20 protein-coding genes are annotated in these 18,949 nt (G+C 60.0%); 14 read left to right on the top strand and 6 right to left on the bottom strand.

What is annotated here, in order from left to right:
- Positions 1-88: 88 nt before the first annotated feature.
- From WCX49_RS01405 to WCX49_RS01360, 10 genes are all read left to right on the top strand, one after another.
- Positions 89-2,383 (top strand): MMPL family transporter, encoded by a 2,295-nt coding sequence (locus WCX49_RS01405; protein ID WP_345985798.1) that lies wholly within the window; start codon positions 89-91, stop codon positions 2,381-2,383.
- A 128-nt stretch (positions 2,384-2,511) separates the two neighbouring features.
- A complete protein-coding gene (locus WCX49_RS01400) occupies positions 2,512-3,459 on the top strand; it encodes an AAA family ATPase (protein WP_345985797.1) in 948 nt (315 codons plus the stop codon).
- Between the two features lie 9 nt (positions 3,460-3,468).
- Positions 3,469-4,302 (top strand): DUF58 domain-containing protein, encoded by an 834-nt coding sequence (locus tag WCX49_RS01395; RefSeq protein ID WP_345985796.1) that lies wholly within the window; start codon positions 3,469-3,471, stop codon positions 4,300-4,302.
- 3 nt (positions 4,303-4,305) lie between these two features.
- A complete protein-coding gene (locus WCX49_RS01390) occupies positions 4,306-4,698 on the top strand; it encodes a hypothetical protein (RefSeq protein ID WP_345985795.1) in 393 nt (130 codons plus the stop codon).
- Positions 4,691-5,587, top strand: coding sequence for a VWA domain-containing protein (locus WCX49_RS01385; RefSeq protein ID WP_345985794.1), 897 nt, complete (start codon positions 4,691-4,693; stop codon positions 5,585-5,587). The genes WCX49_RS01390 and WCX49_RS01385 overlap by 8 nt, the downstream gene beginning before the upstream one ends.
- Positions 5,577-6,548, top strand: a complete 972-nt coding sequence (locus WCX49_RS01380; protein ID WP_345985793.1) for a VWA domain-containing protein — start codon at positions 5,577-5,579, stop codon at positions 6,546-6,548. Before WCX49_RS01385 ends, WCX49_RS01380 begins: the two co-directional genes overlap by 11 nt.
- Positions 6,541-7,395 (top strand): tetratricopeptide repeat protein, encoded by an 855-nt coding sequence (locus WCX49_RS01375; protein WP_345985792.1) that lies wholly within the window; start codon positions 6,541-6,543, stop codon positions 7,393-7,395. Before WCX49_RS01380 ends, WCX49_RS01375 begins: the two co-directional genes overlap by 8 nt.
- Positions 7,370-8,932 carry a BatD family protein gene (locus WCX49_RS01370; protein ID WP_345985791.1) on the top strand — a complete coding sequence of 521 codons (1,563 nt, stop codon included), beginning with the start codon at positions 7,370-7,372 and terminating at the stop codon, positions 8,930-8,932. The genes WCX49_RS01375 and WCX49_RS01370 overlap by 26 nt, the downstream gene beginning before the upstream one ends.
- Positions 8,933-8,997: 65 nt before the next feature.
- On the top strand, positions 8,998-9,402 hold the full coding sequence (locus tag WCX49_RS01365) for a thioredoxin fold domain-containing protein (protein ID WP_345985790.1): 405 nt from the start codon (positions 8,998-9,000) through the stop codon (positions 9,400-9,402).
- Between the two features lie 66 nt (positions 9,403-9,468).
- Entirely contained in the window at positions 9,469-10,068 is a 600-nt protein-coding gene (locus WCX49_RS01360; RefSeq protein WP_345985789.1) for a hypothetical protein, read from the top strand.
- 4 nt (positions 10,069-10,072) lie between these two features.
- Here WCX49_RS01360 and WCX49_RS01355 read toward each other — a convergent pair whose 3' ends face one another.
- On the bottom strand, positions 10,073-11,098 hold the full coding sequence (locus WCX49_RS01355) for a cytochrome-c peroxidase (RefSeq protein WP_345985788.1): 1,026 nt from the start codon (positions 11,096-11,098) through the stop codon (positions 10,073-10,075).
- Positions 11,099-11,290: 192 nt separating this feature from the next.
- On the opposite strand from WCX49_RS01355, the gene WCX49_RS01350 reads away from it, so the two are divergent.
- The 3 genes from WCX49_RS01350 to WCX49_RS01340 all read left to right on the top strand — a co-directional run bounded on the left by WCX49_RS01350 (position 11,291) and on the right by WCX49_RS01340 (position 12,689).
- The gene (locus WCX49_RS01350) at positions 11,291-11,713 is read left to right on the top strand and encodes a transcriptional repressor (RefSeq protein ID WP_345985787.1); all 423 of its coding nucleotides are present in this window, start codon (positions 11,291-11,293) and stop codon (positions 11,711-11,713) included.
- Between the two features lie 104 nt (positions 11,714-11,817).
- Entirely contained in the window at positions 11,818-12,471 is a 654-nt protein-coding gene (locus WCX49_RS01345; RefSeq protein ID WP_345985786.1) for a uroporphyrinogen-III synthase, read from the top strand.
- Entirely contained in the window at positions 12,468-12,689 is a 222-nt protein-coding gene (locus WCX49_RS01340) for a hypothetical protein (RefSeq protein WP_345985785.1), read from the top strand. The genes WCX49_RS01345 and WCX49_RS01340 overlap by 4 nt, the downstream gene beginning before the upstream one ends.
- 3 nt (positions 12,690-12,692) lie before the next feature.
- On the opposite strand, the gene WCX49_RS01335 is transcribed toward WCX49_RS01340, so the two are convergent.
- Genes WCX49_RS01335 through msrA form a run of 3 tightly spaced genes read right to left on the bottom strand, consistent with a single transcriptional unit; the run spans position 12,693 to position 13,853 of the window.
- A complete protein-coding gene (locus WCX49_RS01335; RefSeq protein ID WP_345985784.1) occupies positions 12,693-12,866 on the bottom strand; it encodes a hypothetical protein in 174 nt (57 codons plus the stop codon).
- Positions 12,867-12,868: 2 nt separating this feature from the next.
- Entirely contained in the window at positions 12,869-13,330 is a 462-nt protein-coding gene (locus WCX49_RS01330) for a DUF420 domain-containing protein (protein ID WP_345985783.1), read from the bottom strand.
- Positions 13,323-13,853, bottom strand: a complete 531-nt coding sequence (msrA, locus tag WCX49_RS01325; protein WP_345985782.1) for a peptide-methionine (S)-S-oxide reductase MsrA — start codon at positions 13,851-13,853, stop codon at positions 13,323-13,325. Before msrA ends, WCX49_RS01330 begins: the two co-directional genes overlap by 8 nt.
- 211 nt (positions 13,854-14,064) lie before the next feature.
- Between msrA and WCX49_RS01320 the strand changes: the two genes are divergently transcribed.
- Positions 14,065-15,243, top strand: a complete 1,179-nt coding sequence (locus tag WCX49_RS01320; protein ID WP_345985781.1) for an FAD-dependent oxidoreductase — start codon at positions 14,065-14,067, stop codon at positions 15,241-15,243.
- Here the strand turns inward: WCX49_RS01320 and WCX49_RS01315 are convergent.
- Positions 15,240-17,642 carry an EAL domain-containing protein gene (locus WCX49_RS01315; RefSeq protein ID WP_345985780.1) on the bottom strand — a complete coding sequence of 801 codons (2,403 nt, stop codon included), beginning with the start codon at positions 17,640-17,642 and terminating at the stop codon, positions 15,240-15,242. The two genes, WCX49_RS01320 and WCX49_RS01315, sit on opposite strands and share 4 nt — an antisense overlap.
- 51 nt (positions 17,643-17,693) lie before the next feature.
- A complete protein-coding gene (locus tag WCX49_RS01310) occupies positions 17,694-18,944 on the bottom strand; it encodes an adenylosuccinate synthase (RefSeq protein WP_345985779.1) in 1,251 nt (416 codons plus the stop codon).
- Between the last annotated feature and the right edge of the window lie 5 nt (positions 18,945-18,949).

Genomic DNA, 18,949 nt, shown 5'->3' with positions numbered 1-18,949 from the left:
GAAAGTCCCATCCATCTACGCTTGCCGCTATGGCACTAAAGCACAAAAATGCTTTCGGCATTTTCGTAAACTGACATAAGGACGCTCTATGAATATCGACCGATTCGTTGACGGCATCATCCGGTTTCGCTGGTGGGCCGCGCTGCTGATCCCTCTTATCACCCTGGCCCTAGCCTCGCAGCTGCGCTACCTGCAGTTCGAGGGGAGCTACCGCATCTGGTTCGGCGAGGAGTCCCCCATCCTCAGGCAGTATGACGACTTCCGTTCCGTCTTCGGCAACGACGATGCCCTGCTCATCATGTTCCGTGACGATAAGGGCGTTTTCAACCCCGAAGCGCTGGGTGTCGTCGAGAGGATCACAGAAGCACTCTGGCAAACGACGGATATCGCCCGGGTCGACTCCCTGACCAACTACCAGTATGTGCACAGCGACCCGGCGTATCCCGACGACGTCATCGTGGAGGACTTCATCGACGACCCCGCCGCCCTCTCCCCCGAACAGCTGGCCGATAAGGCGCGCATCGCCGCGGGCGAGGAGATGATCGTGGGGCGGATCGTCAGCTCAGACATGAAAACGACGATGATCGCGGCGCGCCTCACCCCCAAGGCCGGGGACGATCCGGAGGTCTCGGCCCGGCTCAAGGCAGCGGCAGAGGCGATCGTGGCCAGGGAGTCTGCCAGCGGCTACACCTTCCACCTCGGCGGCGGTCCGATTCTCAACATGGCCTTCATCCACCTGGGCGAACATGACGTCAAGGTCTTCACCCCCTTCGTTCTGCTGATCGCGATGGTGCTGCTCTGGTTCATTTTCCGCCGCCCCTCGGGGATGCTGCTGAGCCTCTCCGTCGTCATCTTCACCTTCCTCATCGTCCTGGCGGTCCAGGTGCTGCTGGGCTACCGGCTCAACAACTTCACCGCCAACCTCCCCGTCTTCGTCGTCGCCATCGGAATCGCCGACGCCATGCATCTCTTCTGGATCTACCTCGTCGGCCGGCGGCGGGGCATGGCCAACCGGGACGCCATCCGCTTCAGCGTGCGCAAGAACCTCCTGCCGACCCTGCTGACCTCCTTGACGACCGCCGTCGGGTTCGCCTCCCTGGCGGTCAGCGACGTCATTCCCGTCAAGACGCTGGGCATCGCAACGGCGACGGCGGCGCTGCTCGCCTTCGTGCTGACGATCCTCTTCGTGCCGGCCATGCTGGCGATCCTCAACCCGAAAGTGGCACAGAGCGAAGAGGAAGAGTCCGAAAGCCATGACGCGTTCTCACTTGGCAGCGCCCGTTTCGTCATGCGCCACGACCGCGGCATCCTTCTCGGCAGCCTCATGCTCTTTACGCTGATCGGCATCGGGATCGCCTGGGTGAAGGTCGATTCGAACACGGTGCGCTACTTCAAAGAGCACGTCCCCTTCCGGGAGACGGTGACCTTCGTGCAGCGCCACCTCACCGGTCCGATGGCCTACGAGGTCGTCGTCGATTCGGGGGAGAAGGACGGCATCAAGTCCCCCGAATTCATGCAGACGGTGGCCCGCTTCACCGACGCGTTCAAAGCGCAGTACCCCGCGGTGCGCCACACCACTTCCCTCGTCGACGTCGTCGAAAAGTTCAACGACGTCATGAACGGCAGCCCGACCATCCCCGCAGAGCGGAACCTGATCGCCCAGTACCTGCTGCTCTATTCCCTCTCCCTGCCCCAGGGGATGGAGATCAACGACCGTATGGACGTCGACGAACGGCAGCTGCGGGTCACTGCGTCGGTGGACATCGTCGACACCTCCCTGGACCTGGAGATGATGCGGTGGGTCGAAGCGTGGTGGACACAGACGCCCTATCCCGCCAGAGTCAACGGGCAGGCGGCGATGTTCGCACATATGCAGCACGACGTCACCGACACGCTGGTCGAGTCGATCCTGCTGGCCATCGCGGCGGTCTCGCTGATGATGCTGCTGATCTTCCGCAACCTGCGCATGATCCCGCTCTTTATCATCCCCAACGTCCTGCCCATCGCCCTCGTCGTCGGGGTCATGGGGTGGCTTGGGATCACCATCGACCTCGGCGTCGCGGTCTCCGGGGCCATCATTATCGGCGTTGCGGTGGACGACACCATCCACTTCCTCGTCAAGTACCGCGAAGCGCGCCGGGAGGGCGAAAGCCTCGAAGCCGCGCTCGCCTACGTCTACCACTATGCGGGCAAGGCGATCGTCTTTACCACCCTCATCCTCAGCGCCGCCTTTATGATCTTCGCGCTGAGCGACTTTGTCCCCAACGTCAACTTCGGGATCGTCACGGCGTCGGCGCTGGTGATCGCCGTCCTCATCGACCTCCTGATGCTCCCCGCGTGGCTGAGCCTCGCCGACAGCGGCAAGCGGAGCCTCATCGCCTGAGAGGCGGCACAGGCCTGCTACGCCGCGCAACACTGCAGCCACGATTTACCAATTGTTATATGTGGATTTACACCCGATTTACCCCCCACGAATATGATTGCATATCTTAAGTTTCGAGGATGGGTAGAATGAACGAGAAAATCCACGCCATCAAGACCGAGATCGCCAAGGTGATGGTCGGGCAGGAGGCGCTGATCGACGCGCTGCTGATCGGCCTTATCACCGACGGGCACATTCTCGTCGAGGGGGTGCCGGGACTGGCGAAGACGACGGCCATCAACTCCCTGGCCAAGGCGCTCGGTCTGGGCTTCAAGCGGGTACAGTTCACCCCCGACCTGCTCCCCAGCGACATCGTCGGAACCGAAATGTACGACCAGCGAAACGGCGCCTTCAAGGTCAAGATGGGCCCCGCCTTCACCCACCTGTTGCTTGCCGACGAGATCAACCGCGCCCCGGCAAAGGTGCAGTCGGCGCTGCTGGAGGTGATGCAGGAGCACCAGATCACCATCGGGGACGAGACCTTCAAACTGAGCGACCCCTTCCTCGTCCTCGCGACCCAGAACCCAGTCGAACAGGAGGGGACCTACCGCCTTCCCGAAGCGCAGCTCGACCGCTTCATGCTCAAGGTCCTCGTCGACTACAACAGCTTCGAAGAGGAGATGCAGATCGTCGACCGCATCGCCAACCGGAGCGTCGGGACGATCATGCAGGTCGCCGGCGCCGACGACATCCTCGCCATGCGCGACGAGGTGCAGAGCGTCCATATCGACGAAGCCGTCACCCGCTACATGATGAAGATCATCTTCGCCACCCGTGAGCCGGAGAAGTACGGGGTCGGTGAGATCGCGCAGTACCTCGAGTACGGCGCGAGCCCCCGTGCCTCCATCAACCTCTACAAGGCCGCCAAAGCCCGCGCCTACCTCCGCGGCAACGACTTCGTCACCCCGCTGGACGTCGCCGACACGGTCCGGGGCGTCCTGCGCCACCGCATGGTACTGAACTACCGTGCCGAAGCCGCCGGCGTCACCGCCGACGATCTTATCGGCACGATCATGCAGACGATCAAGCTCCCCTAAGGCCTGAGAGTGCTGGCGCACAAGAGCGAAGAGATCCTGATCCGCACCCGCCGCAACATCTTCGGCAGCAACGCCGGGGGCAACCCCAGCATTTTCGCGGGCAACGGCCTGGACTTCGCCGAGCTCAAAGAGTACACCATCGGCGATGACGTACGTACCCTCAACTGGAAGGTGACCGCAAGGGAGCAGCGCCCCTTCGTAAATGTCTTCAACGAGGAGCGCGAACTCAACATCGTCTGTGTCTTCCTCGAGAGCGGCAGCATCTTTTTCGGCTCGCAGCGTTTCAAGCAGGAGGTGATGGCCGAAGCCCTCTCGCTCATCTCCTACTCGGCGCTCAAGAACGACGACCGGGTCTCCACCCTCGTCTTCAGTGACAAGGAGGAGTTCTTCCTGCCGCCGACCCGCGCCCTGGGTTCGCTTCATGTGACGATCCCCGAGGTGCTGGGCCGCGACCCGCTGGGCAAGCGCGTTGATTTCACCGCGCTGGTCGACTACCTCAACGGCCGTGTCCGCCAGCGGTCGCTCATCTTCCTCATCGGCGACTTCTACGGCGGCGGCATCGACCTCTCGCTGCTCGCCCGCCACGAAGTCTACGCCGTCATCGTCCGCGACCGCTTCGAGGAGAACCCCGCGCTTGCCGGCGAGATCGGCCTGCTCGACGCCCAGAGCATGGAGGGCACGACCCTGGAGCTCTCCCCCGGCCTCGCCGCACGCTACCGTGACGCACTGGAGGTGCGGGACAAGGCCCTCGTCGAGCACCTCGCAGCCCACCGCATCACCGCGACGAAACTCTACACCGACGAAGAGCCCTTCGTAAAGCTCTCCGCGCTGTTCCGGAGGTAGGCGATGCCCGAACAGACCCTGCCGCTCAAAGACATCAAGCCGATTGTCGCCGTGCCCGACCATTCGCTCTGGCTGCTCCTCGCTCTCGTCGCAGCCGCACTTTTACTGCTGGCACTCCTCGGGTACTGGCTGCTCCAACGGCGCCGCAAAGGGGGCGACCCCAAACGTGCCGAGGCGTTGAAACGGCTGCAGGCACTGGATTTCAGCGACACGAAAAGTGCCGTCTACGATTTCAGCCTGCTGGGGCACTTTGTAGCGACGCCGGAGACGGAAAGCAGTTTCAGGGCACTGCTCGCGGAGCTTGAACCCTACAAGTACCAAAAGAGCGTGCCCGCCCTGGACACAGCGCTCGAAGCCAGGCTGCGCGATTTCATCAAGGAGGCGCGCCGTGGGTGAGTGGACGCTGGAGTCCCCCTGGGCGCTGGGGCTGATCGCCCTCTTTTTGCTCTGCGAAACCCTCTGCCGGGCGAAGACGCAGCAGATGCTCTTCCCCGACACTGCGCTGCTGCGTACCCTCTCCGCCCGCAGCGGCTGGATGACACGGGGGATTAAACTCCTCATCTTCACTCTGCTCGCCCTCGCTCTCGCCTCGCCGATCCGCCAGAACGAGGTCGTCATCAGCGACGACAAGGGGTACGAACTCTCCCTCGTCCTCGACGCCAGCGGCTCCATGCGGCAGATGGACAAGTTCGGCATCGTCAAGAAAATCGTGCTTGATTTCATCGACAAACGCGAACACGACAAGCTCGCCCTCACCCTTTTTGCCGACTTCGCCTATGTCGCCATGCCGCTGACCTACGACAAGCAGAGCCTGAAACAGCTGCTCTCCAAGGTCGACGTCGGCATCGCCGGCATGCAGCGCACGGCGCTCTACGAGGCACTCTTCATGAGCACGAAGCTCTTCAAGAGCTCCGACGCCAAGGAGAAGATCGCCATTTTGCTCACCGACGGGCTGGACAACACCTCACAGGTCCCCGTCGACGTCGCCATCCAGAGCGCCGTCAAGCACGGCATCAAGGTCTACGTCATCGGCGTCGGCGGCCGGGGGGACTACGACCCTGAGGTACTCCAGAAAATCGCCCGGGAGACAGGCGGAAAGTTCTACGAGGCGGGCAGCGTCGAACGGCTTCAGTGGATCTACGACGAAATCGACACCCTGGAGAAGAGCGAGATCAAGGCGGACAAGTACGTCAAGAAGCATTACTACTTCCAGTACCCGCTCGGCGCGGCGCTGCTGCTGCTCGTGCTTTATGCCGTCATGCGAAGGAGAGGCCATGCACTTTGAACAGCCGCACCTGCTTTTCTTACTGATCGTCCTCGTCCCGCTGGCGCTGCTACTGTTCACGCCGCGCAAAGCGGCCCGGAACACCTTCGCCCCGGAGGTCCTGAAGCTTCTGATGCAGCGCACCTCCACCGTGCCGCAGTGGCTGCGCAGCGCCCTGCTGCTCACCGCCGCGGCCCTCTTCATCACCGCCCTCGCCCGGCCGGTCGTCGACAACGGCGAGATCAGGGTCCAGCGCAGTACGATCGACCTCATCGTCGGGTTCGACATCTCCCGCTCCATGTTCGCCAACGACATCTACCCCAGCCGTCTCGCCCTGGCCAAACGGAAATTCGACGACCTGCTCGGCGATGTCAACGGTACCCGCATCGGGGTGATCGGGTTCAGCGCCCGCGCCTTCATGGTCTCGCCGCTGACCGAGGATTTTGCGACCCTGCGCTATCTCGTCTCAAACATGAACACCGACTCCATCAGCCTACGCGGCACCGACCTGCTCCAGGCCCTGCAGCAGACCGACACCCTGCTGGAAGGGAGCGACAAAAAAGCACTGCTCCTCTTTACCGACGGCGGGGACGGCAGCGATTTCGATGAGGAGATCGCCTACGCCAGGGCCCACAACATCGTCGTCTTTCTCTATAACATCGGCACGGAGAAGGGCGGGGTCATCCCGACCGCACAGGGGGCCATGACGGATAAGCACGGCGATATCGTCGTCGTCCGGCGCAACGACAGTGTCAAGGCCCTCGCCCTGCAAAGCGGCGGGGCCTATCTGCCCTACTCGCTCAAGCACAACGACATCGAGGCCCTTGCCGATGCGCTGAAAGCCCACTTCACCCCGCGCAGGGAAAAGAGCGACGTTATCCGCGACGTGCAGGAGCTCTTCGTCTGGCCGCTGGGCGGCGGCGTTCTCCTGCTGCTGATGGCACTCTACTCCCTGCCGCAGCGAAGGAGACGCCATGCTTAGACACCTTCTGCCCTGCCTCGCCGCAGGGCTGCTCCATGCGGGGGTGACGGATTTCCATACCCTCTCCAACGCCGCATCGGCCTACAACGGCGGCGATTACGCCGCGGCAGCCGAAGGGTACGGTGCGCTGCGGGAAAAGAACGACGCCGCCCGCTTCAACTACGGCGACGCCCTCTATAAACAGCAGAAGTATAAAGAGGCCGCAGACATCTTTACGCAGATCCGTGCCCCGGAGCTCAGACAAAAAGCGCTGCACAACCTCGGGAACAGCCTCGCGAACCTCGGCAAAACCGACGAGGCGATCAAGGCCTACGAAGAGGCGCTGAAGCTGGGCAAGGACGACGATACGCAGTACAACCTCGACCTGCTGAAAAAACAGAAAGAGCAAAAAAAAGACGACCAAAACAATCAGAACGACCAGAATCAGTCCCAACAGAATGATCAGCAGCAAAACAAGCAGAAGCAACAGGGTGATCAAGAAAACAAGGACCAAAAGAGCCAGGACGGCGGCTCCAAAGGTGAAGATCGGCAGCAAAAAGAGGAACAGAAGCAGCAGGATCAGGAAAAACAAGAGCATGGGGAACGTGACAAACCGCAGCAGGAAGCCAAACAGCAAGATGGCCGGCAGGATGAACAGCAGCAAGAGGCTGACAGGCAGCCCGAAGAAGCACCGGAAACCCCCAATGCGCCCGATGCGCAGGACCAGCAGGCCGCCATGGCCGACCCTATCAGCGATATGGAAGAACGCAAATACAACCAGATGCTCGACAAGCGCGGCATCAAAACATTGATGATCCCATTATCCGGCAAAGGAGAGCCCCATGATGACGAAACGACCCCTTGGTAAGATCCTGGCACTGTTGCTCGTAGGGCTGCCGCTGTTTGCGGCGGTGACCGCCACCGTCGACAACCCCGCCGTTACCCGCGGCGACCCGGTCACCCTGACCCTCAGCGCCACCGGGGACGATATCCGCTTCCCGGCGCTGTCCGAGATCGCCGGCTACCCCATCCAGAGCCGCGGTACGAGCAGGAATATCTCTATCATCAACGGCCGTACGACCCGCGCCATCGAACAGCGGCTCGTCTTTACCCCGACGGAGGATGTCGCCATCCCCGCTATTGATGTCACCGTTGACGGCACGGTCGAGCACACCCTCCCCCTGCATGTCAAGGTCGTCTCACCCCAGGCCGCGCCGCAGGGAGCGCCGGTGCAGATGCTCCTGCGCCTCTCCAAGGAGAAGGCCTATGTCGGCGAACCGGTCGAACTCGACCTCGTCTTCAAATACCTTCCCGGGGAGCGTATCGACGACATCCGTATCAGCGAACCGACGCTCGAGCACTTCTGGATCAAGCGCATCAATACCCAGGCCGAACGTGCCGCCGACAGCGCGGGGTACATCACCCAGACCTACCGCTACCTGCTCTTCCCGCAGCAAAGCGGCGACCTTGAAATCCCCGCCATCTTCGCCCAGATCGGCACCCGGGTCACGGCCCAGCGCGGCGGGGTGATGAACGATCCCTTCTTCAACGACCCCTTTTTCGGTTCCGCCCGTATGCAGTACCGCAAAGTCTACTCCGAACCGGCGACCCTGCATGTCTCGCCCCTGCCGGAAGGGCTTGAGGTCTACGGCCGTTTCACGATGCGCTCCGACGTCGACAAAACGACCGTAGATGCGAATAAGCCCGTCAACTTCCATATCCATATCGAAGGCAACGGCAACGTCGAGGACATTCCCAAATTCGAACCCCGCTTTGAACACGCCATCGTCTACGCCAACGACCCGAAAACGACAAGCACGCTCAAAGACGGCCGGTACTTCGGCACCTTCGACCAGACCATCGCCATCATCCCCGAGCGTGACCTCACCATCACCCCGCAGGCGTTCCGCTATTTCGACGCGAAAACGGCCCGGCCGGCACGACTGCAGACCGACTCCTATTTCATCAAGGTCAAGGGTGCGACAGCGTTGCCGGCGGCAGCGGTCCAAGCGGCTCCCCATGTCGAAAGCGCCATACCTGTTGCAACGGCAGCGGAACCGGCCGCTTCCGGGAACGGACGATTCGGCCTCTATGAAGCCCTGGGCATCTTCGCCGCCGGGGCCGCCGCCGGCATCCTCTCACTCTGGCTGCTGATGCTGCGCGGCCGCGACCGCCTTCCGGGAAATAGAGAGCTCCCGCCGATGGCCAAGCGGATCAGAGCGGCCAAAAGCGACCGCGCCCTCTTTGAACTGCTCCTGCCGCTCAAAGGGAGTGCCGAAGCGGTTGATGCAGCCCTGACACTGCTGGAATCCAATCTCTACCGCGGCACGGACCATGCCGTCGACCGTCAAGCACTGATGGCGTATTTCAGCGGCAGCGCGCCGGAGGGTGTCACCTTCATCTGACGTAAAGTTGTACAGCGCGGCGATGCGCCCTTTGCTATAATGGGTGTTTTCGGAGGAGCTTTTCCATGCGCCTGATGCTTTCTGCCCTATGCCTCTTTTTCGGCACCCTGCACGCCGATATCACGTGGTTAACCCGTTATGACGAGGCCGTTGCGGCGGCGCAAAGGGCGCACAAGCCGCTGATGCTCTTCCTGACCCGACCCCAGTGCAAAGTCCGCCGCTTCATGCGTGAGGATGTCTTCACGGACCCGGACGTCGCCGCCTACCTCGAAGCCCACTTTATCGCCGCCGATATCTGGAACGACCATGAGAGCCTCCCGAAGAAGTACCGGGTCACCGCCAGCCCTGTTTTTACCTTCCTCGATGCCGAAAAAGACGAGATCATTGAGCAGGTTGTCGGAGGCAGACCTCCCTCCCGCTTTCTGGAGACCCTGCACAGCGTCATCGACGACAATCCCGGGTTTCAGTAGCGCCGTGCAGCACGAACCGTTACCGAGGAGTGGTACACTACTGCCAACGCGCTCCAAGGAGAGAGGATGCAATTAACCTACGCCGGCCCAAAACCGCTCATCTCCCACAGCGGCATTGTCTTCGACAGGAAGAAAGAGGACAAATACCTCTATATCCCCATGACCGTCTCTCTGCTGCGGGCCCTCGACCATGACTACACCTCGTCGCAAAACTACACCTATACGCCCGACCGGCATCACTACAGCGACGAGGAGCTCCTTCGCATCATTGCGTCGCACTGCCCGACGGCCCTGACAGAGGCCGAGGAACAGCAGCGCAAAAAAGCGGCCATGCTGGACGACGAACTCCGCCGGGCGGAGAGCGCTCTGCAACGCTCACCCGAAGCGCGCTCCGCGCTGCGCACCAACCTGATGCTGATGCGCGACTACCGGCTGCAGCGCACCGTCAACAAAAGCCTCTACTACAGTGCGGTCGGCGCCCTCGTGACCCTGGCCGCCGCCAAACGGCTGCGCTATATCCAGACCCCGTTCACGCCGGAGTATTTTCATGTGTTTCATACGATGGAGGGGATTATCCGCAGACGGCGTCTTGCACTCAACGCGCAGCTTGATGTCTATGAAGAGAAGGGGGAGTTGATGGTGCGGCTGGCGCTGGCCGGCCGCTAGGGGGTTACTTGCCGGAATCCGGCAGCGGAGTTTCGGCCGTGCGGGCCGGCAGGACCGGGTACTCGACGACCGGTTTCTCACCCGTCAGGGCTTTGAGGAAGGTCTCGATGCTCTCCGTCTCTTTGTCGGTCAGTTTCACGCCGAGCTGGGTCTCGCCCATGATCTTGATCGCCTCTTTGAGGCTCCAGACCGTACCGTTGTGGAAGTAAGGCGCCGTCTCTTCGACGTTACGCAGTGTCGGGACCTTGACCATGCCGTTCGCATCGCCCTTGAAGTCGCCCACACCCATATACTTGAACTTGCCCATCAGCGGGAAGGGCTGCATCCCGCCGCCGACCGCGACGCCTGTGTGACAGCTTGCACACCCTTTGTCAATGAAGGTCTGCAGACCGGCTTTCTCCTCTTTGGAAAGCGCTTTGTCGCAGCCGCGCAGGTACTCGTCGAAGCGTGACGGCGTGACCAGCGTGCGTTCGAAGGAGGCGATGACGTCCGCGATGTCCTTGAAGGTCGGGACCATCGCCTGGTCATTGTAGGCGTGGCGGAATGCCGCGACATATGCCGGGATCGAGTTGACGACGGCGGCGACATGTTCAGGTTTGGCCGCCATCTCCGGGGCTGCCTGCATCGGTCCCTGCGCCTGGTCTTCGAGGTCCGGACTGCGTCCGTCCCAGAACTGCTTTTCAGCGAATACGGCGTTGTAGACCGACGGAGAGTTCAGGTGGTGGGGGTTGTGCGCCCAGTTGTGTCCGATCGCCGCAGGTACACCGTCCACACCGCCGGTGGCGAGGTTGTGGCAGGTGTTACAGCTGATGATCTCGCTCTTTGAAAGACGCGGATCGAAAAAGAGCTGCTTTCCGAGCTCGACCTTCTGGGCATTCATCGGGTTCTTCGGGTTATCGATCAGCTTGTAGAGTTCGGACGTATTTTTCGGGATCGGGGCGAGGCCCATCGCTTTGGCCTGATCGGTCAGCGTTTCCGCGGATACGGCGGATACCAGGACACATGCTGTCAACGCAATTTTTTTGAACATTTTCTCTCCTTTGATAAAATCCTCTGCGATAAAACAGAGGCTCTTCATTTCATGTAATGGGGAAATTCTACCTGTAAACGATAATTTTTTTCCTTAAATAAACAAACTACTCTTACTTAATGGAAAATAATAAACCCCGCCTTCCTTCTACTATTATTTCGACTTTTACCTTTTTGGTGCTTTAATGCTACTATGAATAAAGAACTCATAGCCACGAACCTGCGAAACCACCATCTCAAGGTGACCCCGCAGCGGCTCAAGATCGTCGAAAGCCTCAACACCTTCGGCCACCTGAACATCGATATGCTTTACCAGGAGGTAAAAGAAGCGTATCCGAACGTTTCGCTGGCGACGGTGTACAAGAATATTGCCATAATGACGGAAAACGGGCTCCTCGAAGAGGTCAAAGTCCCCGAGAGCAAGAGTGTTTTCGAGATCCGCAAAGAGCCGCACCTGCACCTGCACTGCAGTGAATGCGGGAAGATCGAGGATTTTTCCTTCGATACGGAGCAGATCAGGGCGCACGCCGAAACCGTCAGCGGCTACAGCATCCAGAGCAGCGACATCGTGCTGCGGGGTGTCTGCCCGGCGTGCCAAACAAACGCCAAAAAGTAAAAAGCGTTAACAGTTTAGTAACTTTTCTTTACTATACTTTCCCTACCTTCATTCAAAGCGTCTCCTTCTCCCGTCATCCACCGGGAGTTGGTTATAATCCTTCTATGACAATACGGCCCATCTATCTTCTCTCCGTAACACCTTCTACAGATCCCGACGTTATCCATCTGCCGATCCTCGAAACGGAATGGCTGCAGCCTAAAGTCGATCTCTCGCGCATCGACGGCATCATCTTTACCTCGAAAAACGGCGTCGACGCCCTTGAGAAGATCGCGCCGGAATGGAAAACGCTGCCGGTGCTCTGCGTCGGCAAAGGGACGCAGCAGCGCGCGGTAGCGCTCGGCGGTACCGTCGCCGAGACGGTCAAGGGGTACGGGGAGATGCTCTATGACCTTATCCGTGAACGCTTCGCCCGTTCGCGCTGGCTCTATGCCCGTCCGAAAACCGTCGCATCGGATTTTGCTTCCCGGCTGCGTTCGGAGGGGATCGCCGTCGAAGAGGCCGTGGTCTATGAAACCGTCTGCCGGGCCGATAAACTGGACGTCTCAATTCCCGACGACTGCGTACTGATCTTTACCTCCCCCTCGGCCCTGGCATGTTTCCAGAGCCGCTTTTCACTGACACCGGCCCAGACACTCGTCGCGATCGGCCGTACGACGCAGAGCAGCCTTCCCGGCAGAACGGTGCATATCGCCCCCGAACCGACCGTCGCGTCCTGCATTACCCTCGCAAAACAACTGGCAAAGGAGCAAGCATGATCGATACCGACCGTATGATCTGCATCTGTAATTCGATGGATATGAAAACGATCGCCGAGTGCATTAAAAAGCACGGCTGGCAAAGCATGGACGAGATGGTCAATAACAGCGAGTGCGAAATGGGGAACAAATGCGAATCCTGCATCGAGGACGGATATGAAAACGACGGCTATTCATTGGCGATGGTCCTCTCCCTCGTCAAGCAGGGACGGCTCTGACGGCTAACAGTCTCTGCGTTTGCCGAAAAGGCAGGGACCGTTTTTGATGATTTTCCGGACCGAAAAAAAGAGAAAAAAGAGCGAGACGGTCCCGGCGGCCGCCGCGTAAAGCAGCTGCCCGTGCGTCCAGAGAGAGAGGGCAAACGCCCCGACGACGATGAAAACGACGAAACACATCGCTAGAGCATAAAGAGCATACCGTAGATCGCCACGCCCATCAGCGACGTGACGGTCATCCCTGCAAACACAACCATACCGTTGCGTTTGTGCGTAGCGGCCACGGTCGTACTGTTGCCGTAGCTTCGCAAAGCGTCGATCAGCAGCCATGCCCACCCGGCCACGGCAGCAACGGCGATCAGTACGTGGACCGCGAGGAACGCCGCCAGCGAAGAGAACTCCACCACGCTCTCTTCCGCATACGCGATGAACCCGCCGGTAAAGCGCACGCCGACCTCGAAGAGTACGACCATGGCCAGCGTGACCGCAAAAAGGAGCGTCTGTGCGCGTTTATGGGCACGCTCACGTTTGCGCATGGCCAGATAGATCGCCCCGCCCATCAGAAACGGCAGTGCCGCGAACCAGAGGGTAACGACATCCATGAACCAGAGGGCCCGCGTCCCCAGAAAACCGGCCTCAAACATCGAGCTTCTCCCGGAACGTCCGCATAAACTTCTGTACCTTCGGCGCGATCACCGCCTGGCAGTAGCCCTGCTCGGGGTTAAGATTGAAATAGTTCTGGTGGTACACTTCCGCCGGATAGAAGGTCGGCGCCGGGGAGAGTTCCGTCACGATCGGGTCGGAAAAACTTTCCTGCGCTTCCGCGATGGCCTCTTCGGCTTCCGCTTTCTGCGCATCGTCGTGATAGTAGATCACCGAGCGGTACTGGGTCCCCATGTCCGCCCCCTGGCGGTTCAGCGTCGTCGGGTCGTGGATCACCCAGAAGATATCGAGAATCTCCCCGAACGAAATAACGTCGGGATCAAAGGTAACCTCGACCACTTCCGCATGGCCCGTCGTCCCGCTGCAGACCGAACGGTAATCGGGATTATCCATCTGGCCGCCCGCGTAACCGCTGACGGCGCTGCTGACCCCTTTGACACGGCGGTACACCGCCTCGATGCACCAAAAACACCCGCCCCCGAGGAGCGCAACTTCCTTCGCCATCATCATCCTTTTTTGCCCCAATAATGCCAAAGTGTTCCTTCAACGTGCCCCACGCTCCGTAGTTAATCGCCTCTCCGGCACTTGGTAAAATCTTCGCAAAAAGTCAGAATTGCCGTTTTGCTATGAAAAAAGACGAATAAATTAGCATTTTATTTTGGTTTTATCGTCATTGTATTATGATTATTATCAAACTGGCTTATAGGAGTAGAGGATGAAAAAGGTTTTGGTGCTTGGCGGCGGGTTTGCAGGAGTCGATACGGCAGCGCATCTGCGCAAAAGAGGGTATGACGTCACGCTCGTCAGCGACCGGGATTATTTCTACATCTATCCGACCTCCATCTGGGTCCCGACGGGCGAGGCCTCCTTTGACGATGTCAAGGTGTCGCTGGAGGAGCTGCGGGATGCCCACGGCTTTACCCTGGTCGTGGACGGTGTCGAATCAATCGAGGTAAAGGCGAACCGCGTCACCCTTGCCTCCGGCAAAGTGATCGACGATTATGATTACCTCGTCGTCGCCCTCGGGGCGCACAAGATGAAGCACCCGGGGATCGAAAACACCCTCTCCATCTGCGGCGACCCGCGCGAATCCCTGCGGATCAAGGAGCGGATCGACGCCCTCGTCGCCAAAGGAAGCGGCAAAGTCGCCTTCGGCTTCGGGGGCAACCCCAAAGACACCTCCGCCGTACGCGGCGGCCCCGGGTTCGAGCTCTTTTTCAACCTCCACGAACTCCTGAAGAAAAAGGGGATCCGCGACCGTTTCGAACTGACCTTTTTCGCCCCGATGCCCAAACCGGGCGCGCGGATGGGCGAGAAAGCCCTTAACATGATGGACATGATGTTCGAGCGGGCCGACCTGAACAAACACTTCGGCAAAAAGATCAAGCGTTTTGAAGAGGACGGCATCGTCTTCGAAGACGACAGTAAACTGGAATCAGACTTCACGATGTTCATTCCCGCCGGGGACGGACACCGCGTCATCAAGGCGTCCGACCTCCCGACCAACGAAGCCGGCTTCGTCGCCATCAATGACTACAGCGAAGTCATCATCGACGGCGAAGTCAGCAACGTCTACGCCGCCGGAGACGTCGCGGCGCTGGAGGGTCCGGAGTGGCGGGCCAAGCAGGGACACGTGGCCGAGGTCATGGCCAAGAACATCGCCTTCAATATCGCCGCGCGGGACGCCGGGAAAGCGGAACGCAAAGGGTACCAGGAGCACCTCAACATCCTCTGCGTCATGGATACGGGTACCGGCGCGGGCTTCGTCTTCCGCGACGACAAAAAAGCCTTTATGATGCCGATGCCGGTCCTGGGGCACTGGATGAAAAAGGGGTGGGGCTGGTACTGCCGCCACACCAAGCTCGGGAAGATCCCGCGCCTGCCGGGCCTCTAGACGGCCTGCTTCTTTTCCGGTTCGCGCAGCGTCTTCATCTTGACGAGATTGTTGCGGTACATGCGGTCAAGCTGGCCGAACGGTACCGGCCGGCTGAAGAAGTAGCCCTGGCCGTAGTCGACGCCGAGCTTCTTGAGCAGACGGACATGCTCGGCACTCTCGATCCCCTCCGCAACGATCTTCAGCCCCATCGCCTTGCTCAGTGAAACGATCGATTCGACGATGGTGCGGTCATCCTGATCCTCCAGCATATTCATAATAAACGCCTTGTCGATCTTGAGCGTATCGACCGGGAACTGTTTGAGGTAGGCCAGGGAGGAGTAGCCCGTACCGAAGTCGTCGATATTCACGCCGACCCCGAGATCACGGAGCTGGTGGAGGACTTTCAGGCTTTCCGTGAGACTGATCATGGAGACGCTCTCGGTGACCTCGAACTCCAGGTATTTCGGCTCGATGTCATAGCGCTGCAGCACGGTACGGATCTGGTGCAGCAGCAGCGGGCTGCCGAACTGGCGGCCGGAGAGGTTGACGGCCAGTTTCAGCGGTGCAATGCCTGCGGCACGCCACTGTTCGATGCGGCGGGCCGCCTCGTGCATGACCCACTCCCCGATCTTGATGATCATCCCCGTATGCTCTGCGACGGGGATGAAATCGTCCGGGTAGACCGTACCGACCTTCGGATGGTTCCAGCGGATGAGCGCCTCCGCACCGATGATGGCGCCGGTCCGCAGGGAGATCTTCGGCTGGTAGTAGAGTTCGAACTGCTCCATCGTCTCGATGGCCTCTCGCATTTCGTGCTCGATCTGAAGTTTTTTGCGGATCGTCTCCCCCATCGTTTTGTCGTAGAACCGGTAACGGTTACGCCCGTCCTCTTTCGCCTTGTACATGGCGGTATCGGCGAACTTGATCAGCGTGTCGGCGTCCTCGGAGTGATCCGGGTAGATGGCCACCCCGATACTCGTCGTCGTAAAGATCGCCTTGTCCCCGAACTCCCAGCGCTCCTGCAGGGCATCGATCATCTTCTTGGCGACGATGGTGATGTCTTTCTCCGAGTTGATGAGCGGCAGCAGGACGATAAACTCGTCCCCGCCGATCCGCGAGATCGTATCGGAATCGCGCAGGGTGCGTTTGAGGCGCTCCGCCACCTCTTTGAGCAGGCGGTCGCCCAGAGTGTGTCCCAGGGTGTCGTTGACGTTCTTGAACCCGTCGAGGTCGAGGAAGAGGACGCCCAGCTTTTCGCCCCGGCGGTTGGCGTCTTTGATCGATTTCTGCAGGCGGTCCTGCATCAGGACGCGGTTCGGCAGGTTGGTGAGCGGATCGTAGAACGCGAGCTTTTCAATCATCTGCTGGCTCTCCGCCTGCTCGCTGACATCCATCGTGATCCCCGAAATAAACGCCTTGCCGTCGCGCCGCAGACTCAGTTTCCCCTCGGTCAGCACGTGCATCGCCTCCCCGTGGGCGTTGACGATTTTATGCATCAGGCGGAACGGGGTGTGGGTCTGGGCCGTGTTTTCAAGGGCGCGGATAAACGATTGGCGCTGCGAGGGGTCGATAACGTTGAGCAGCGTATCCCAGGTCAGCGGCATGCCGTCCATCGGGATCCCCAGCAGCACATACATCTGGTCACTGAAGCTGCAGTCGTGCGTCTGCGTGTCGATCCGCCAGCTCCCCATCCGGGCGATCTGCTGCGCTTCTTTGAGGTGTTGGCGCCCCTCTTCGATCTCTTTATGCAGCTCGTTCATAAAGTCGGCGTGGTGGATAATGTTGTCGCTCATCTTGTTCGCCGCATCGGCGATCATGCCGATTTCGCTGCCGCTGGTATTTTTCAGCTCGATCGGCACCGGGTGGCTCGGGTCGAAAGCCTCCAGTTTCCGGGTCAGCTCGCGCAGCGGCATGAATGCCCGGTAGAGCAGCCGCAGCAGCAGGACGACCAGCAGGACGTATCCGCCGATGATCGCGGCGAGAAACTGGAAGTACTGCTCCATCATCGCGCGGAAGTTCCGGTCGGAGACGGCGACGTCCATCGAGGCGATGATCTCGCCGTTGACATTGGTGACGGGAAGGGCCAGTGTGAAGAGACGGTGGGGAGAGCCGAAGCTGCCGACGACGAGGGGACGGCCATGGTTACGGAGCAGCCGCACCCCGTTGATCACCTGCGCGGAGCTCAGGCGGATGAGCTGCTCCTCCGCCAGAAGGTACTCCTCGTTGTGCAGGGCATCGGAGAGCTGGGGCAGCATGAAATCGATCTTCTGCTCCACCAGTTCCTGGAGCTGTTTTTTGTAGCCGCTGATGACGATTTTCGTGTTGACATAGGCCAGCCCGCTTACCAGCAGCAGGCTGAAAAACGCCAGGGAGAACAGCAGTTTCGATGCGAGAGAGTTCCAGATAGTCAACTTCATTACGATAGATTATATCGAAAAGTGACCGACACTGTTAGTGGAACCGGCCGCCTAACAGATAATCGTATCGTTGCGGTCGGGAGAGGTCGAAACCATGCCGATCTTCGTCTCGGTCAGCTTTTCGATCTCGCTGAGATAGGCCTTGGCCGTTTCCGGCAGGGCATCCCACTCACGGACGCCTTCGGTCCGCTCCCAGCCGGGGAAGCTTTTGTAGACCGGGGTGGCCGCTTCGAGGTCCAGCGGCATGTAGTCGATGACCTCGCCGTCGACTTCATACCCGACGCAGACCTTCACTTCCTCGAAACCGTCGAGGACGTCGAGTTTCATGATGGCCAGCTCGTCACAGCCGTTGATGCGGCTGGCGAACTTCGTCGCCACGGCATCGAACCAGCCGCAGCGGCGCGGACGGCCCGTCGTCGTACCGAACTCGTGCCCCTGCTCGCGCAGTTTGTCACCGTCGGTACCGAAATCTTCGGTCGGGAAAGGGCCGTTGCCGACACGGGTACAGTACGCTTTGACGATCCCCGTTACCTTGCCGATGTCTTTCGGGCTGATCCCCAGGCCGATACACGCACCCGCCGCGATGGTCGAGGAGCTCGTCACATACGGGTAGGTCCCGTGGTCGATATCGAGCATCGTCCCCTGCGCCCCTTCAAGCAGGACGTTCTGATCTTTTTTCAGCAGTTCCCAGACCATCTGCGTCGTGTTGGCCAGGTAGGGCAGCAGCACATCGGCAAAGCCCTGAAGCTCCGCTTTCAGTGCCGCCGCATCCGGTGAATCAATGCCCATGGCATTGTAAATGGCGCCGTTTTGTTCGAAGTACTCGAGGACGCGGGCGACGAGGGCATCGATATCGCGCAGCTCGCCGAGGCGGAAGCCGGCCCGTGCGATCTTTTCGCTGTAGGCAGGCCCGATCCCGCGGCCGGTCGTCCCGATCGCCTTTTTGCCGCGCAGACGCTCTTTGGCCTGATCGATCTCTTCGTGGAAGCCGAGGATCATGTGGGCCGATTCGCTCACAAAGAGACGGCCTTCAAGCTTGTCGAACTGCTTCATCTCCTTGATCAGTGCCGCAGGCGAAACGACGACGCCGTTGCCGATGATATTGATCGCGTCGGGATTGAGTACCCCCGAGGGGATCAGGTGCAGGGCATATTTGGTCCCGTCGACCCAGATGGTATGGCCGGCATTGTGCCCGCCCTGGTAACGTGCTACCGCATCGTATTTCTGCGCGAGAAGGTCGACGATCTTCCCTTTGCCCTCATCGCCCCACTGGATACCGACGATCAAATCTGCTTTTTTCATACATT

The organism is Sulfurimonas sp. HSL-1656 (assembly GCF_039645585.1).
GTDB lineage: Bacteria > Campylobacterota > Campylobacteria > Campylobacterales > Sulfurimonadaceae > Thiomicrolovo > Thiomicrolovo subterrani.
Note: the sequence above shows the minus strand (reverse complement) of the source record. Positions and strands in the feature narration are given on the sequence as shown.

What these genes read in the sequence shown, in the direction of transcription:
- WCX49_RS01405 (WP_345985798.1), top strand. Translation starts at nt 89, where the DNA reads ATGAATATCGACCGATTCGTTGACGGCATCATCCGGTTTCGCTGGTGG.
- WCX49_RS01400 (WP_345985797.1), top strand. Translation starts at nt 2,512, where the DNA reads ATGAACGAGAAAATCCACGCCATCAAGACCGAGATCGCCAAGGTGATG.
- WCX49_RS01390 (WP_345985795.1), top strand. Translation starts at nt 4,306, where the DNA reads ATGCCCGAACAGACCCTGCCGCTCAAAGACATCAAGCCGATTGTCGCC.
- WCX49_RS01380 (WP_345985793.1), top strand. Translation starts at nt 5,577, where the DNA reads ATGCACTTTGAACAGCCGCACCTGCTTTTCTTACTGATCGTCCTCGTC.
- WCX49_RS01375 (WP_345985792.1), top strand. Translation starts at nt 6,541, where the DNA reads ATGCTTAGACACCTTCTGCCCTGCCTCGCCGCAGGGCTGCTCCATGCG.
- WCX49_RS01370 (WP_345985791.1), top strand. Translation starts at nt 7,370, where the DNA reads ATGATGACGAAACGACCCCTTGGTAAGATCCTGGCACTGTTGCTCGTA.
- WCX49_RS01365 (WP_345985790.1), top strand. Translation starts at nt 8,998, where the DNA reads ATGCGCCTGATGCTTTCTGCCCTATGCCTCTTTTTCGGCACCCTGCAC.
- WCX49_RS01360 (WP_345985789.1), top strand. Translation starts at nt 9,469, where the DNA reads ATGCAATTAACCTACGCCGGCCCAAAACCGCTCATCTCCCACAGCGGC.
- WCX49_RS01355 (WP_345985788.1), bottom strand. Translation starts at nt 11,098, where the DNA reads ATGTTCAAAAAAATTGCGTTGACAGCATGTGTCCTGGTATCCGCCGTA.
- WCX49_RS01350 (WP_345985787.1), top strand. Translation starts at nt 11,291, where the DNA reads ATGAATAAAGAACTCATAGCCACGAACCTGCGAAACCACCATCTCAAG.
- WCX49_RS01345 (WP_345985786.1), top strand. Translation starts at nt 11,818, where the DNA reads ATGACAATACGGCCCATCTATCTTCTCTCCGTAACACCTTCTACAGAT.
- WCX49_RS01340 (WP_345985785.1), top strand. Translation starts at nt 12,468, where the DNA reads ATGATCGATACCGACCGTATGATCTGCATCTGTAATTCGATGGATATG.
- WCX49_RS01335 (WP_345985784.1), bottom strand. Translation starts at nt 12,866, where the DNA reads ATGTGTTTCGTCGTTTTCATCGTCGTCGGGGCGTTTGCCCTCTCTCTC.
- WCX49_RS01330 (WP_345985783.1), bottom strand. Translation starts at nt 13,330, where the DNA reads ATGTTTGAGGCCGGTTTTCTGGGGACGCGGGCCCTCTGGTTCATGGAT.
- msrA (WP_345985782.1), bottom strand. Translation starts at nt 13,853, where the DNA reads ATGGCGAAGGAAGTTGCGCTCCTCGGGGGCGGGTGTTTTTGGTGCATC.
- WCX49_RS01320 (WP_345985781.1), top strand. Translation starts at nt 14,065, where the DNA reads ATGAAAAAGGTTTTGGTGCTTGGCGGCGGGTTTGCAGGAGTCGATACG.
- WCX49_RS01315 (WP_345985780.1), bottom strand. Translation starts at nt 17,642, where the DNA reads ATGAAGTTGACTATCTGGAACTCTCTCGCATCGAAACTGCTGTTCTCC.
- WCX49_RS01310 (WP_345985779.1), bottom strand. Translation starts at nt 18,944, where the DNA reads ATGAAAAAAGCAGATTTGATCGTCGGTATCCAGTGGGGCGATGAGGGC.